Below are 15,590 nucleotides of genomic sequence, written 5' to 3'. Positions count from 1 at the left end.
AACGTGACCTTTCTGGAAGTTCTCCCGACCGTCTTACATCTATCCCGAGTTGCCTATCGGTTGCGGCGTGGCGACAAATGTCAGAACGATGATGGACGCACCCAGCTAGCGACTGCCAAGAGCAGGATACAGAGGTGGTCACCGGGCTGCACGCTAGTGGTGAGAAGACATGAGGTATTTAAGCGATATAAGAATTTCAGCACGATTCCAGTTCTGAATTCCGGTTACATCTGATGAGACAATATCGCTTTCCTCCAATACTCGATGTACCCAATATATGGTTTTGAGTTTCTGACCCAACCCACCGTTGGCATAAGCGTCGACCGTTCCAATGAGTAGCCAGGGAAGACGAAGATAGCGAGTGTTATCGAAAATCCGCCCATGAAGTGAGTCGATATAGCGTGATGGCGTCTCCGCGTCAGTAGACAACGGTATGACATTTGGCAAAGAGTCGAGCCACAGTTGATCGATGTCGTCCATTTTTTCATATCCAAGCTTGTGCATTGTATGAATAACAAGTCCTGACACTGCTTCAGATTCTTTGCCAGCTGGATCGATTCCGTTTTCTGTTGCCAAGGGATAATCTTTCCATCGAGCCGTTGATTTGATTCTATTAGCTGTCAACCAATGGTTTCCCTCGCGCATGGCGTTTTCGATCTTGGGCTTCATTACAGAAGTCGCAAAATCGTACTGTTCGTGTAGTGCTAATAGCGCCCACGATGTAGCGTACGAGGAAGCATGTTCACCATCTCTGGTCGGATAAATAGGCCACCACCCACCGCGTTGTTGATTCTTCAATAGGAAATCCAGCTCGTCATCGCTTGCAGCCTGATTTGAACGAGCTAAGGCTACAAGAACCCATGCGGAAACCGGGATGTGCGGTGGATCTCCTTTTTGCTGATTAAATGGTTTCCAACATTGGCAGTGTGCATCCTTTTGGTCCTGGCGAAAAAATTTGACGGTATCTGTCAACGTACTTGATTGCAAATCTGATTGTCCCGAGAGCGCCACAATTGACTGCGCAATTGCCCATACCTCATAACCTGGCTTCCCTTTGTGATTGAGTTCAGTAATAAGGCTCGAACTGATTCGCCCTATGTTTTCCTGTGTCCTAGAAACTGGGGTAGCAGCCACTGGTAGTTTTTGTTCATTTTGTTGAAGCGCCTGAAACATAGTCGTAATTGTTTCTCCCAGCAACCAGTAACAGATTCCTGAAATCAAGATTAGGACGGCAGCCAAAAGCATCAAAACAGACGACTGGCGTGCCAAGGTCTTTTCTTGAAGACGCGTTTTAGGAATCGCAGAGACAAGAACCTTTGCGTCATAGTCCCAGCGTCGATCCGTAATCTCTAGAGCATTGCGTCCGGCCAGGGTCTTTAGGTCATCCGGTAGGTCTTCGGACCTCGGCATAGTCGCACCACCCACTAGTACTGGTATGACCTTTAGATTTCGGCTGATCGCCGTTGTAATCTCCATGCGAATGTAGTCGTTGGTGTCCTGAAGGCGGCGTTGACCTCTGGCATCAGTCGCGGTCAGCCAGCGAGGGCCTATGACAACCACTAATGCTTCACAAGACCCGATTGACGTTCGGATGTATTCTGCAAAATCAACTCCGGCAGGAATGGTATCAATGTCCATGAAAACCTGATTATTGCCGAGCTGTTCTCGAAGAAATCCGGCCAGACGGCCGGTCCACCCCGCGCTATCTTCCCGTCGGTAACTAATAAAGACCCGTGGCATGATTGGAGGCTCACCTATCCAGAAGCGCAATCAGCTATGAAAGGTCACGAAACTTTTCTATGCTCAAGCAATCATTTTGCCTGCCAGAGAACGATGCCGATGCGCACGATTCAAGTGAGAATGAAGAGACAGGGAGATAAGTACTGTATCTAAATAGATGCTGTCTGTATCATAAAGTATCAGGAGGCATCAATCAAAGGGGGTAGGCTTTTATACGTTAATGGTTTTGCCAATCTGCTCTGGGCGATGTTGGATGGGGAGCTCCCTGCCTCAGCCTTCGGCAAAGCGCGTAAGCAATAAGCAGATCGCTTCGTACCGACCTTGAAACAGATAGTTAACTTCGATGGGTGAAACGGCGCGAACTTGCGACGCGCGCTAAGGGCTACGCGCCATACCGTTCATTGTTATACTGGTTGCGCTGGGTCTTCGAGTCGAAGACCTCTCTTTTTCAGAGCTCGCTGCTCCTCTTTTGTTAAGGCATCCACCTGCAACGAACGGGGCGTCATCAACAGCACATTCCCGTCTTTCACCACCGTCGAGGTCGTCTCGTCGTCAAAATGCAGATCCTGCGAAGCGCAAGCGGAATCGTCACGTGCTCACGGCCTCGCACCTTCACCACCGCCATTCGTCACCTCACTCGATCCCCATCTCGCAATCAGAAATAACCGATCAGTCAGCAATTGAGGGCTCAATGAAATGGGGCCTGGCATGCGTATTGACTTATTGCAGTCGGAGACTGCGTTTAAGTGGTGACGATTCCCTCGCTCGGTAGCAATCAGCCGCGAACCCAGACCGGTTCCGTCTCAAGCTGTCGTGATTCGCTTCCATCGCTCTTTCGTACGTCTCGAACATCTCGCACATTCAGTGGACGGCTGTTGATTTGACTTCCTAGACGGAAAGGCCCAGCATGACTCATTCCATTTAGACAAAGAGGTGTTCTGTGACTGTTTGCTAGGTTTTTCCCAGCCCACCATAGAGCGTTATCCGCGACAACCATCACGCCCTCCTGGTGTCCATCACTACGAGGGCGTTCTTGTGTCTGCAATTGTACCCTGCCTCGGCAACACGTCCTGTCCGTTTACCTGTCTTGGAAGGAGCCCGCGATGAAACGTTTAGCCACACTCTCAGCCGGACTGATCCTTGGATCCCCTGCCCTCGCCTTGGCCGTAGAACACAACGCCAGCTATCGAGGTATCGGGTGGATCTATTTCACCCTTATTGCCACAATCCTGATTTATGGGGTCTACGATTCCTTCGGGAAAACGGCCATGTATGTGGCAGCTCCGGTTATTCTTGTCTGGTCGTATTGGATGCTGCCGCCGAACTAAGCCGATCGGATTACGGCGCGATAGAGACAAGACCGCCTCGTCGAGGCCATTGGGGCTATGTCTTCAAGGACTAGACCGATCACGTCTGGTGCGGTCCTCAGTCGATCATTCTTAGACTCACCTCACCCCGACATTCCGCTCGTTCTCGCTTGAACCAAGAACATGCTCCTCCACATTATTTTTACATCGCGCACGGCGCATAGCCGCGCTTCCGTGTGCACTTAAGGGTTCCGGCTATGCTGCAGCGCATGGTTAGGGGTCGTGATCCTAAACGTACTCATAATAGACATGGTCGGGCAATGCGCCCCTCGAACCGTCGCTACGAAGGATAAACCCTTCAACAAACATGTGACCGTACCCCAATAGAATATCGCGCTTGGCCTGTGCAACACAGACTTCGAAGCCCTCTTCACGTGACTGGTGATAAATGCCAACCGACAATTGCACACCCGCAACCGTCCGCTCCACTGTTGAATATTGAGGAAGAGCGAGCAACTCCGCATCGCTCAGCTCGAACAAACGATCCTTTTCAGCATGAACCGCCTGAGTATATGCGTCGTCTTTCGGGTTGGGCATTGTGAATGCCTAACGGTCCTGCGGCTCCTTGGCGGGCGCGAAGCAAAGAAACGGGGTCCAATCCCTCAACTCCCCTCTTCCAAGAATGCTGTATTCAGGGCCTGCCACAAATCAAACTATCATAGAGGCTGCGTCTTGCGTTCATATATACGGAGCAGCATTTTCCATTGTAGCCCCGGTCTAGCCAACGCTCCAGCAATTGAATGCGCTTCCGAAGCTGTTCTGCCGTCGCTTATTAGGCACGGCTCCCGGTGCGCGCGATCAATTCCGCATTCAGGGCTAGCGACGTAGGCCGTGCGGAAAACTCCGGTTGCTGACGCGTGCTGAATTCACTCATCGATGCCGCCAGACGCCTGGTTTCGCTGTTTGACAAACAGTTCCATTTGGAGTAGACAGCCGATACCGCGGTGACATGCCGCCTCGGCTATTCTCTTCTTCAGCGTGGTGACATCGACCAACACGGAATTCGGCTCGACGAAGGAGATCGACCATGGCTTGGAGCAATTGGGAATCCCTCGGTGGCATTATCACCGCCGGACCGGCAGTGAGTTCGTGGGCGGGCGAGAGACTCGACACCTTCGTCAAGGGATCCGACAATGCGCTGTGGCACCAGTGGTTCGACGGTGGGTGGAGCGGGTGGGAGTCGCTCGGTGGCGTCATCGATGGCTCACCTTGCGCGGTATCATGGGCGTCGGGACGCATCGATGTATTCGCCCGCGGCATGGACAACGCCTTATGGCACAAGTGGTTCGATGGCGGTTGGAGCGGCTGGGAGTCGCTCGGCGGCACAATTACGGCAGGGCCAGCGGTGTGTTCATGGGCGCCCGGCCGGCTCGATGTCTTCGCGAAAGGTTCTGACAATGCGTTGTGGCACAAATGGTTCGACAACGGCTGGAGCGGCTGGGAGTCGCTCGGCGGCGTGATCGACAATGAACCCGGTGCCGTATCCTGGCAACGCGGCCGCATCGATGTATTTGCGCGCGGCATGGACAACGCCTTATGGCACAAGTGGTTCGACGGCGGTTGGAGCGGCTGGGAGTCGCTCGGCGGCGTGATTACCGCCGGCCCTGCTGCAAGTTCATGGGGACCCGGGCGGCTCGACATCTTCGTCAAAGGGTCCGACAATGCGCTGTGGCACAAGTGGTTCGACGGTGGCTGGAGCGGCTGGGAGTCGCTCGGTGGAGTCATCGATAACACGCCGGCCGTGGTGTCGTGGAGCCTCGGGCGTATCGATGTGTTCGCCCGCGGCATGGATAACGCGATGTGGCACAAGTGGTGGACGCAACGTTTGCCTACGGTACGCCTGCATGTGAAAGTGTTGACCCAGCCGACGCGTTTTTCCATCGATCGCATGATCGACAACATGATCGACCTCTACGCAACGTCCGGCATCCGCGTGCACCGCGTGGGCGATCAAAACCTGAACCTGCCGCTGCTGAACGATCTGGACGTCGGTGCGTGTGTCATGGGCACGGTCACCGCCGAGCAAACCACGCTGATGGCCAACCGCGCAGGCGCGGGTGCTGACGATGTCGTGGTGTATTTTGTGCGCTCGACGAATCCAGGTTCCAACGGCTGCGCCGCGCATCCCGCCAACCGGCCGGCGGCGGTGGTGGCCTCGGTCGCCAGCGAATGGACGCTCGCCCATGAAGTCGGCCATGTCCTGGGCCTCGCCCACGTGACACCGACCGACCGACTGATGATGGACGGCGGTACCAACAACATTACCAATCCGCCGCCTGATCTGATTGCGAGCGAAGCGCAGACGATGGACAACAGTCCGTTTACCCAAAACCTTGGGTAAGCGGGCCGCTTGCCATAAAGGAGACCACGATGGCGATCAGCTATGCAGAACTGAAGGCTATGCTGGATGTTGACGAGCCGGACTATATGGCCCTCGTCGAGAAAGCTTCCGGTGCCACGCAGCATCTGCGCAAACTTGCTGCGTCCGCGGATGTGTCGCTGGCATCCAAGGCGGTATCACTCGCGGGCATGTTGGGCGACCCCGACAGCATCGGTATCATCGGTAACGCCTCGAGGTCGCGTGAGGTGCTGATTCGTGTTGCCGCAGCGCATGCCGCAACCATGTTACCTGACAGCCCGCAGACGGCGCGCGTCGTGAACAAGCTTCTGGACGATAGAGACGTCGGAGTGGTCAAGCACGCAACCCGGGCGGCAACACGGTTGTCCGATCCCGGGCTGGCAACGAAGGCCAAAAGAGCCGGGAAGCGTATGCAGGTAGCTGTGCGCGCAATGACTGCTCAAACATCCCGGCGCGAAAGGAACACGGTCATGACTCACAAAGCTGGTACGAGGGCGCGTGGCGCGGCAACCCAAGGCCGTGGAACGCGCAAGAGCAGTTCCAAGGTCAAAGGGCAAATGCCCACCGGGGCCATGACGCAGCCGCCGAAAGGAACGAAAGCCCGTGGCATGCCGACCGGCAAAATGAACTGAGGCATCAGCGTACTGGTATAAACATTTCCCAAGTCTTGCGGTGAATGGTATCACCGTTTGCCATCGTAGCCTTTTTCCTTCCAACGCTCCAAAAATTGAATGCGCCGGCGGAGCTGATCCATCGTCGCGGAATCGACACGGCTCCCGGTGCGCGCGATCAATTCCGCGTTCAGGCGCCGATGGTCGATTCCGCTGTTCCGGGAAACTGCGCTGACCAGCAACCGGTGAAGATCGCGGAGGTCTCTCTTCTGTTCATGGAGTGAGACTGTTGAATCGCCGACGACAGCTGCCTCATTCTCGTCCCTTGCGTCGTCTTCTCCGATGACGCTGTCGATCTTGGATACAGCCATCAGTGGCATGTATTCGTTGATGGAAACAATGACACGGCCAAAGAGATCCCGTTGTCCGGCCGGCACAATGTCCTCCAACACATGATCGCGCTCCGCCTTGATCTGTCTCGCATAGTGCGCCAGGACCGGATCTTTGGGCAGATAGAGCCAGGCCCGCTGGGGTTTGGGCATGCCGTCCTGCATTCGGACGAACCGTCCCACCACCTGCCGAAAGTACATTTCCGTCAGCACGTTCGTGCCGTACACACCGACACGAAGACGCGGAATGTCCACGCCCTCGCTGACCATATTGACCGCGACCAACCACTGCTGCTTCTTATGCCCGGCAAATTCCTCAATCACGCGGGATGCCGCCGGGTCGTCCGACACCGCAATCGCCGCTTTGCTGCCGGTGATGCGGCCGACGAGTTCCGCGACCCAGCGGGCATGATCTTGATCCATGCTCACGATCAGCCCTCCTGCATCACCTTGCTCGTCCTTGCGCAAGCGGGTGAGCTGCGCATGCGCATCGGTGATCACCGGACCGAGCCAAGTTTCTTGTAAGAGCGCCGTCTTCAAGCGTTCCCGCTGCCGATCGAATGTCAGTCCATCTTGAAACGTCGCCGTATGTTCGCGGCCCTCGGAAAACCAAGTGAGTTCGCCTTCATAGCTGGGAAAGACGATCGGCCGGCAGACGCCGTCCCGTATTGCGTCGGTGTAGCCGTAACTGAAATCGGGCCGGCTCTCTCCATGTTCGTACCGGATAAACGGGATCGGATTGTTGTCTGAACGGAACGGCGTGCCGGACAGAACCAGCCGGAACACGGCCGGATCGAACGCCGTGCGCAGCGCCTTCCCCCAATTCTTACCGTCCCCGGCATGGTGCAGCTCATCCAGAATGAGCACAGTCTTTTTTCCCTTGCACGCCCGTTGAAAGATGGAGGGAGACAGACAGACTTGCTGGTAGGTGACCACGGCGCCGTGATAGTCCGCCGCCTCAACGGCCTGGTCGTTCGTCAGAGCCGGATCCAGATGCAGGCCGATCTTCCCCGCCGCGTCCGACCATTGCCCCCGCAAATGATTGGTCGGACAGACCACCACCACCCGAACAGCGGCTCGCTGAGTCAGATAATGGTGCGCGACGGCCAGGGCAAATCGCGTTTTGCCGGCAGCGGGAGTCGCCATCGCCAGAAAGTCCGTCGTTGAATGGGCGCGCACCGCCGAGACAGCGCGGCGCTGCCAATCTCGAAGGAGTGCCGTCCAGGCAGGCAAAGTCTTCATGGCCAGTGTGTGCACGTGAGAACAGCCGGCGCCGCGACGCCGGCTCAAATGGGGCTGGCTAGTCCAACCAATCTTTCTCTTTGAGTTTCCTCGGCAGGTACTTCTTGGTGAGGTACTGAAAGTCTTTGTTCGCCAACGCATCAAGCTCGTACTTCAATCCACTCGCCAGCATACGCTTGATCTCCGCCTGCCAGGCCGGTTTCTGGAACCACTGATAGTTCATCAACTCTTTTGCGCGGGCGATGTCTTTGTCGTTCAACTTGATGCCGACGTTGCGCGGCAACTCATACCGCTCCGGGTCGGCGCTCGATAAACCCATGAACTTGGCTTTCGGGATTGCCATGCGCTGGCTTTCAAAGGCCAGATTGATCGAACCCTGTTTGATGACGGAGTAGATGTAGTATCCCCATGGATCGTTGTCGACCAGCACATAGACCGGCAGACGATGTTCCTCATGGAGCCGTCTTGCTAGGCGTCTGACTCCGCGCGGCGGTTGGCCATTGCCCGTAAGTAGCACGCAGTTATAGCGACGCCAGAACTTGTCCTCCGACAGCCGGTTCCACTGCGTTCCCTTTTCGACAAGCAACACGAAATCCGCCGTGCAGCGGCGAATCTCCAGATATTCAGGTTCCACAATCGACGGCACCGAGTACCCGCCCTTGCCGAGCTTGGAGCAATCAACCCGGTCGCCGTCATCTCCGAAGACCACGGGCCCGACGATACTGCCGCTGTTCTCCGCTCGAACATGCAACTCCTCACGAAGCGCGGCGAGAGACACTTCCAAATCTTCAATAACCGGATCGGATTCGTCCTGTGTATCGAAGGTGTTCTCGTGGGAGTCTTTGATCGTATGTTTCGTGCGATAGTAGATTTCGCGTAGCGACGTCGTCAGATCGGCGCGCTGCAACTCAGAAAGGGCGTCCGCCACCAGCACCGTCTGCATGAATTTCTTCGCCATGCCGACGTTGAAAAACGACCGCTCTTGTTTCTTGCCGCCCATCTCGATCAGACCCTTCCGCTCGTTGAAGGACACATTGGAGAGGGCGCGGATCGGAATCTGAAACGTCGGGTCTTTCGACCGCTCGGCTGCCAGGACCACGATATCGGCCAGGCCGATCAGCTTCTTCTCGACAAGGGTCGTTTTGTTCGTCTTCGTCGTCATGATGTCCTATTTAGATTTGCGCGGAGCCGCTGCCTTGGCCGGCCGGACAGACTTGCCACCTGGTTTCTTCTTCGCCCCAGACCCGCCGGCAAAGAGCGCCATTTGATCTGGTTTCGATCTCTTCTTCCTGAGCGACTTTTCCGATGTTTTTGGTCGGCTGGATTTCTCTATCGAAGCACTCTCGTCTACCGACCGTGTGTCACTCAGCAGATCCGGCTCAGCCGCCGGCGCCGCTGCAACCCGATCGGCCTCGACCTGAGTGGCCAATTCCGTCTCGCCTTCCACTCCCTCCGCCGTGACGATAATCGAATGAGGCAACCCTTCAGGCCCTGCACCGGTCTTTCCCAGCGCTTCATCGGTTTTCTGACCGCCCGTGCGGGAGGTCGCAACCTTCTGGAGCTGTGCTTTCAGTTTTTCCTTCGGCAGCTTGCCGCCTTTCAACCGGTTACACGCCTCGACGACTTCTTCGATATACAGCTCGAAAATATTCCGCCGCCGATATTCACTGGCCGCCCGCTCACGCCGACGAATGAACAGTCCTAACCGCCTCCCGCACTCGCGAAGCGCCAGGGTGATTTCCTTTTGGATCTCGTCGTAATCGGCGATCGCTTCTTTGGACTCGCTTGTAAACGGCACCCACACCGAGGCCATATGGACGAAGATGACCATCGGTCCGGCCGGCAAGGCGCCGCGCGACTGCGTCAAGCCGTAGTTCTTCCACGTCGTGCTCATGACGGCCTTGAACGTCGCACAGGCCGATTGCTGATACAGCAACGGCACCCGATTGGCGTAACGGATCACCCGGGCGAGTTCCGAGTCTTCCTCCTCGTGCTCTCCCTCGGCTTTCGGCCTGGCCGGTTGTTGCGGCTTGTTCTGATCCTGCGGTCGATTGCCGTAGGCAAGCCCTGCTTCAATGATGAATGGGTTGCCGCGATACACCGCCGGTGGCCGGCTGACGGCCGTATAAAACTCGCCTTTAATCTGCTTGTAGAGGCCCGAGAGAATCGCCTTTTCGCCGATCGGTGAAATGCAATTGGTCGGCGGCGCCATGATTTTGGTGTCCTGCAATGTTTTATAGAGCGTCTCTGCGGCAGGCCCTTTCAGATCGCGGGGTCTCAGATCCGGTCGTATCTTCGCCGCTTTGCAGATCTCATCGGCCATAGGGGAAGACACCCGGCAAAAATCACTGGCGAGAAAACCGGAAACCGAATGGCTCTTCGTGTCCTGCAACATCTTGAGCAACATGCCGAACTCGATGCCATATGGGTGCGGCTTGATCTCGCGAGGTTGCGGGGGCAATTCGTGATAGGTGCGGGGGTATTCCTTTGTCTCTCCTTCAGGTGTCTGATAGATCAGTTTGACGTGGGGATTGGCGATGGAGGTCTGTTCGAGCCATTCATCGACGGAGGCTCGGCCTTTCTGATACTTACCTTCGACTTCCAGCGCAACTTGGGTGCCCCGAGGCTGCTCCCAGTCGATCTGTTTATTCTCGTGAACCAGCGGCTCGTTCTTCTTCGTATCGATCTGGACTTCGAAAAAATGGGCGGCGGCTTTAGGGCCGATACGGGAAATAATTTTGACCGGCTTCCCGGTCGTGAGCTGCCCATACATCCCGGCGGCGGAAATGCCGATCCCCTGCTGGCCGCGGCTCATGCGCAAACGATGAAACTTGGATCCGTAGAGCAGCTTCGCAAAAATTCTGGGAATCTGCTGGCGAACAATGCCGGGGCCATTGTCGGTCACGGTGACGCGAAACCTGCTGGCTTGGCTTGGCGCGACCGGCTCCCCGTTCGGCACAACCTCCAACTTGACCGTCACGTCCGGAAGAATTCCGGCTTCTTCGCAGGCATCGAGCGCGTTATCGACTGCTTCCTTGACGCACGTCAACAATGCCTTCCGCGGGTTGTCGAACCCGAGCAGATGCCGGTTCTTCGTGAAAAATTCGGAGACGGAAATCTCCCGCTGCCGCGCACCCATCTCGACAGCGGTCACCCGTTCTGCCTGCTTGGCGGCTTTCTTCTTCGCGTCTGGTTCAGGAATCGACGGAGGAGCGGAAGGTGTTGAATCAGTATGTGACGCGGATGCTTTCTTTGTTGCCATTCACCCTCTCAGAGGAACAAGCGTTCACTGTTGGTACCACAAAACTTTCACGGAAACAATGGCACCAAATGGCTCCGTCACGTAAGGCCATCTTCAGGGATTGCGTGCGTCGCTCAGAAATGGATCGCAATCACGACCTCGTGATGACTGCCGGTTGAGTGTATCGGAAGGTTGTCATCGTGTGATGGAAGGATCCCGCAGGTAATGGACCGGTTCCATGGTTTCCGCGGACCAGACAAGCATTTTCCGGTCGAGCGTGGAGACGAGCAAATATTTTCCATCGCTCGTCCAGTGGAGATGAGAGGGGGTTTTCACATGGAAGGTCTTCTTCTTGGCTTGAACAGAAAGATCCCACACTGACACATGTTCACCAATACGAGTGGCCGCCCATCGATACAGCGGATCGACGGCCATCGATGTCCCCAATGCCACCGTCGGTCCGTTCTCGACTATTTCCGTGTCCCGTTTGGTGAAGGTGTCGAGGTTCGCCATGACACCATTGCGCTTGGTATCCCAGACAGCGAGCGTGAAGACCTTCGGATCACCAGGACGAATGGTCGTCGAAACAAATGGACGTTTCCATCCGAGACCGGCCCACACATCCGGGAGCCCGACCGGCTTGTCAATTTCCCTCCAGGTCCTGGTATCCCAGACGGCACGGCCGTTCCGTGATTCCGTCAAGAGAAATGGGCTACCATCCACCAGACTCAAACTTTCTACGGCCTCTCCCTGCATCACCCGTTTCTTGACACAGCCTTTCGTATCACAGGCCTGGGAGAAGCCGGTATGCACGAGTTCTTTCATCACTTCGCGTGTCGAGACATCCACCACAGGCACTTTCGGTTGTTCTCCCGCCACAACGAGAAAGCGATTGCCGGGGAGAAATTGCAGAGCATTGATCCGGCCCTGCCGGCTTGAATAGGATGGAAACTCCCGCCAGGTCTGGGTTTCCCATAGCCGTATGTCTCCCTTGGTGGTGCCCATCGCCAGGATCAAGCCGTCGGCACTGAACGCCAACGCGCTTCCGGGAGTCGCGAGAACCAGTTGACGCAAGAGCCTTCCCTGCCCCGGATCCCATATTTTGAGCATGCCGTCATCGCCGGTGGTGGCAAGGACGTTTGCGCTGGGGGAACTTGCCGTCGAGCGCACCGCCGACGCATGGATGAAGGCCGACCTCGCACCTGCGGCGGAAGGCCCGCCGGAATTCACCGACGGCTCCGCCGCCACGACTTCCGGCACGACGCGCTTCGCCAACACTTTCGCTTGAGGTTGGCTGGGGTCCAGCACCAGTTCCGGGGATCTGGTCTGTACATCCCACACCGACAGCTTGCCGTCTACGTCCGGATTCTGGCCTCCTTGCATTCCAACCACAATTTTCGAACCCGTCGGCGACCATCTGAGTAGCGAGACGCGCGGTCCCATGTTCCGGCAATCGTGTCCGCAGAGATCCGGCAACATGGAGCCGGCGCGCAAGTCCCACATCTGCAAGGTGGAGGGATATTCCGGTTGCCCAACCAGATAGTCTGCGTCGTCGGAAATATCGACGGCAGAGAGGTGGGTATGCGACCGCACACCACGTTCCTGATCGGCATAGGTGAATTCGGTCAAAGAGACCTGTTTGCCCGTGTCGGCATCGAACAGGGGATAACTCCATTCCCCATTGCCCGCCACAAGTCGATGGCCGTCTCGGGAGAAGACTCGAGGCGTGATCGACCCGCGAGCTCCTTCCGCGGCCGTCAGCGTGGCGCGCGCACGCACGGACGCGTCTACGGTATCGATGAGAAGGATCGTGTTCCCGACACTCGCAGCCAGAGTTGAGCCGTTGGGTGAAAAGAGGAGATCGTGCGGCTCTCCGTCTTCAATGGTCAAGTCGCGGATCGCTGTTCCGGCAAGGTCGTGCAGATGAATGGTGTGCCCCTGTGCGATCGCCAGCATTTTCAGATCTGGCGAGGCGGCCACCGAAGGAACCTTCTTCTTGACATCCAGCGCGATATGTTTGAGCGGCACCAGCTTTTTGCCCAGCTGCCAGACAGAGACGGCATCGTTGCCGTGACGGAGAACCATCCGATCGCTCTGGTTCGAATAGGCGAGCACGCTATAAGGCTGCCGCGATTCCGCCGGAATGGTTGCCACAGAAGCTTGGGCTTTCCAATCGTAGATGACGACTTCGTTTGCCACACACATCACCCATCCGTCCTGCTTCAGTACCATCACCTGTTGGCATGAGCGGAGCGGGACTTTGGCAAGGAGCGCCTTGGACTCGAGATCCCATAAAACCAAGTCGCTCATCTGGACCAGGAGGAGACGTCCATCCTCAGAAAACGCCGTAGGAGTCTGGGAAAGATAGGCATCCGCCTGCCGGATCGGTAGAGTCACAGATAGGATGACGACCACCAGTGTGATCTTCAACCAGTCTGTCTGCCGTTCCCAACAATTCATGTTCGGTTCGCTCCAACCGAAATTGTTTTTCATCTGGCCTTTTGACCGGTGAGGTGTTTCTGCCTTGCTGGAACCTCTTTCAACTTTGCGTCTACACTCAAACCACCTTGGGCCGTCGGCACGATATCGGTAAAGTGATCAAGGTCCTGTTCGTCTTTCCAGCGATGAACCGGAGCCTTGGTGGTCACGGCGGGGCCTTCGAAGGTTTGCCAGAAACTCGTCACGGTCGCTTGATCAGGGTTCAAGCCTCCCGTTGCCTGTTGGACAAAGACTTCTTTGACCGAGGGAAGAGATACCGTTGGAGGCGGTACAAGATGTATCTGCGCTTGAGGGTGCACGGGCAAGGTCGGCCGGACCATGGTTTTCTTCGGGATGGTCGTTTGAGGTGCGGGCACCGCGCCGACAGAGGGTTTCTTTGGAGGGCCGGGAGGCGGTGTATCAGTGATGTGGAAATTCCCCAGCTCATCGGTCCACTTATAGAGCTGTGCGGTTCCAAGAACCGGCCACAGCAGGACGCAACACATGGCGGTTAGGATGAGGAGTCTCATGCTGGCTAGGTCCCGGGTCTACGGATGATGTCTCAATGGAGCAAAGTATAGCAGGTGATCCCATTTATGCCTCGGCACACAGGCACGGCTGGAACTCGACCGGGCTGAAAAGGAGGTCGGAGACTTAGAGTGGGAAAGGGGAAACCGGTAAGGGTGGGAGGAGCACGCACCTAACCGAGGACGATCAGGTACGGCGGAGATCTTGGGAGGACTTTAGGCTTCCCAGTACAAGCTGGTCCTGCACACCATCCTCACGCTCGACCCCCTTTTGAACCATATTCCCTCGGGGCGTTAACTCCCCCCACCAGAGTACGATAGGCTTCGCACGGAAGTGAGTCAAGAGGTATGGCAAATTGGACTTGGCGTTATTCCTCATGTGGTGATTGCCTGATGTCGATGGTATGGTGTTGCTGAGCTTCTCGAAGAGTCAGCCTTCGTGTAACCACCCGGACGAGATTGACATGGCAGCCGAACTCACGAGTCGGGACGTACAAGAGGCGTGGTCGGCGCTGGTGCAAGATGTTCGAGCCGCGGTGCTCTTGACGCTGCGGAATGGACGTCCGTTCGGATCGCATGTGCCCTATGTGTTCGGATCGGACTGGACCAGAGCCTATCTCCATCTCAGCCGTCTGGCGTTACATACACAGCATCTACTAATCGATCCTCATCTTTCGCTGTTTATCGCTGAGCCGGACGGATCGGAGAAAAATCCTCTGGCGTTGAAACGCATGAACCTCCAAGGAGAGGCGGCCCCGCTTACGCCCGATGGGCCGACGTATGGCGCGATCAAGGACAAGTATCTGACGCGGTTTCCACAAGCAGCGCCCATGTTTGGGTTCGGTGATTTTTCCCTCTGGGAATTGAAACTTGACGAAGCGCATTTTGTCCTGGGCTTCGGCCAAGCCTTTGTTTCGACCGCCGCGACGCCGGCCAGATGGGTCCATCAAAAGCCGGAGCGGCCGGCTCCAAAGAAAGACTGATTGTCGGAAGAGCAGCGCTCGCTCGCATACGCGGCCTGATTCAACCCGGCACCAAACAACCCGGCCGATACATCACGCGCCATCAGAGCACGACTTGTGTAAATGGCGAACCGGGCGCCGGGCCGACACTCGGCCAAACTGATCGGACAATATCTCCTTTTTGTCCCACAAGAGCGGGATATATAATTACCGCTATCTCTACGACAACTAGTCGCCTTGATCAGGTGACGACATAACCCTGTCCGTTTCAAGGAGAGCATTCATTGGCTCGTTTGCCCGCTCTATTTCATCGGATGACGCAATTGGTCACAATCATGATGTGTGTGTCGGCGGTCTGGTTCTTCACATCCTGTCACGCACCGAACCGGAACGCGATCTCGACACATGCCTTTGAACCCGCTGCGACATCCCCGACACCTCGCTTCGTCCCGCATGAAGTGTTGGTCAAATTCAAGGATGGGATTTCACCGGAAAGGATCACCTCCATTCTGAATGACAACAGGATCGCCATCATGGCTGAGATTCAACGCGGACGCCTCTATCACGTCATGATCTTGGACGATCGGTCGGTTGAGTCCGCCATCGCTCAACTCGCTTCATATCAGGAGATCGAATATGCAGAGCCCAATTACCGGTACAAATCGCAGAAGTAG

The 15,590-nt window shown here is 56.3% G+C and carries 12 protein-coding genes; 5 read left to right on the top strand and 7 right to left on the bottom strand.

All coding sequences use genetic code 11. The features are described from left to right. Positions 1-153: 153 nt before the first annotated feature. Positions 154-1,740: a TIR domain-containing protein gene (locus H8K04_02850; protein UVT16520.1), complete on the bottom strand. Its 1,587-nt coding sequence runs from the start codon at positions 1,738-1,740 to the stop codon at positions 154-156. A 1,103-nt stretch (positions 1,741-2,843) separates the two neighbouring features. Here H8K04_02850 and H8K04_02845 point away from each other — a divergent pair. Then, positions 2,844-3,068: a hypothetical protein gene (locus H8K04_02845; GenBank protein ID UVT16519.1), complete on the top strand. Its 225-nt coding sequence runs from the start codon at positions 2,844-2,846 to the stop codon at positions 3,066-3,068. A 267-nt stretch (positions 3,069-3,335) separates the two neighbouring features. On the opposite strand, the gene H8K04_02840 is transcribed toward H8K04_02845, so the two are convergent. Beyond that, complete coding sequence (locus H8K04_02840) at positions 3,336-3,644, bottom strand: hypothetical protein (GenBank protein ID UVT16518.1); 309 nt, start codon at positions 3,642-3,644, stop codon at positions 3,336-3,338. A 490-nt stretch (positions 3,645-4,134) separates the two neighbouring features. Between H8K04_02840 and H8K04_02835 the strand changes: the two genes are divergently transcribed. After that, a complete protein-coding gene (locus H8K04_02835; protein UVT16517.1) occupies positions 4,135-5,448 on the top strand; it encodes a hypothetical protein in 1,314 nt (437 codons plus the stop codon). Between the two features lie 29 nt (positions 5,449-5,477). Continuing rightward, complete coding sequence (locus tag H8K04_02830; protein UVT16516.1) at positions 5,478-6,098, top strand: hypothetical protein; 621 nt, start codon at positions 5,478-5,480, stop codon at positions 6,096-6,098. A gap of 50 nt (positions 6,099-6,148) precedes the next feature. Here the strand turns inward: H8K04_02830 and H8K04_02825 are convergent, their stop codons facing one another. The 5 genes from H8K04_02825 to H8K04_02805 form a co-directional block, all read right to left on the bottom strand. Continuing rightward, entirely contained in the window at positions 6,149-7,708 is a 1,560-nt protein-coding gene (locus H8K04_02825) for a DEAD/DEAH box helicase family protein (GenBank protein UVT16515.1), read from the bottom strand. A gap of 58 nt (positions 7,709-7,766) precedes the next feature. Continuing rightward, complete coding sequence (locus tag H8K04_02820; protein UVT16514.1) at positions 7,767-8,870, bottom strand: DNA topoisomerase IV subunit A; 1,104 nt, start codon at positions 8,868-8,870, stop codon at positions 7,767-7,769. A 6-nt stretch (positions 8,871-8,876) separates the two neighbouring features. Then, positions 8,877-10,862, bottom strand: coding sequence for a DNA topoisomerase VI subunit B (locus H8K04_02815; GenBank protein ID UVT17840.1), 1,986 nt, complete (start codon positions 10,860-10,862; stop codon positions 8,877-8,879). Positions 10,863-11,144: 282 nt separating this feature from the next. After that, the gene (locus H8K04_02810) at positions 11,145-13,409 is read right to left on the bottom strand and encodes a WD40 repeat domain-containing protein (protein UVT16513.1); all 2,265 of its coding nucleotides are present in this window, start codon (positions 13,407-13,409) and stop codon (positions 11,145-11,147) included. 29 nt (positions 13,410-13,438) lie between these two features. After that, on the bottom strand, positions 13,439-13,957 hold the full coding sequence (locus H8K04_02805; protein ID UVT16512.1) for a DUF4124 domain-containing protein: 519 nt from the start codon (positions 13,955-13,957) through the stop codon (positions 13,439-13,441). 461 nt (positions 13,958-14,418) lie between these two features. Between H8K04_02805 and H8K04_02800 the strand changes: the two genes are divergently transcribed. Together H8K04_02800 and H8K04_02795 are read left to right on the top strand one after the other, a co-directional pair. Continuing rightward, entirely contained in the window at positions 14,419-14,937 is a 519-nt protein-coding gene (locus H8K04_02800; protein UVT16511.1) for a pyridoxamine 5'-phosphate oxidase family protein, read from the top strand. Between the two features lie 263 nt (positions 14,938-15,200). Further along, positions 15,201-15,590, top strand: coding sequence for a hypothetical protein (locus H8K04_02795; protein ID UVT16510.1), 390 nt, complete (start codon positions 15,201-15,203; stop codon positions 15,588-15,590).

The organism is Nitrospira sp., from assembly GCA_024760525.1.
Taxonomy (GTDB): Bacteria; Nitrospirota; Nitrospiria; order Nitrospirales; family Nitrospiraceae; genus Nitrospira_D.
This window is presented reverse-complemented; position numbering and strand designations above follow the sequence as displayed.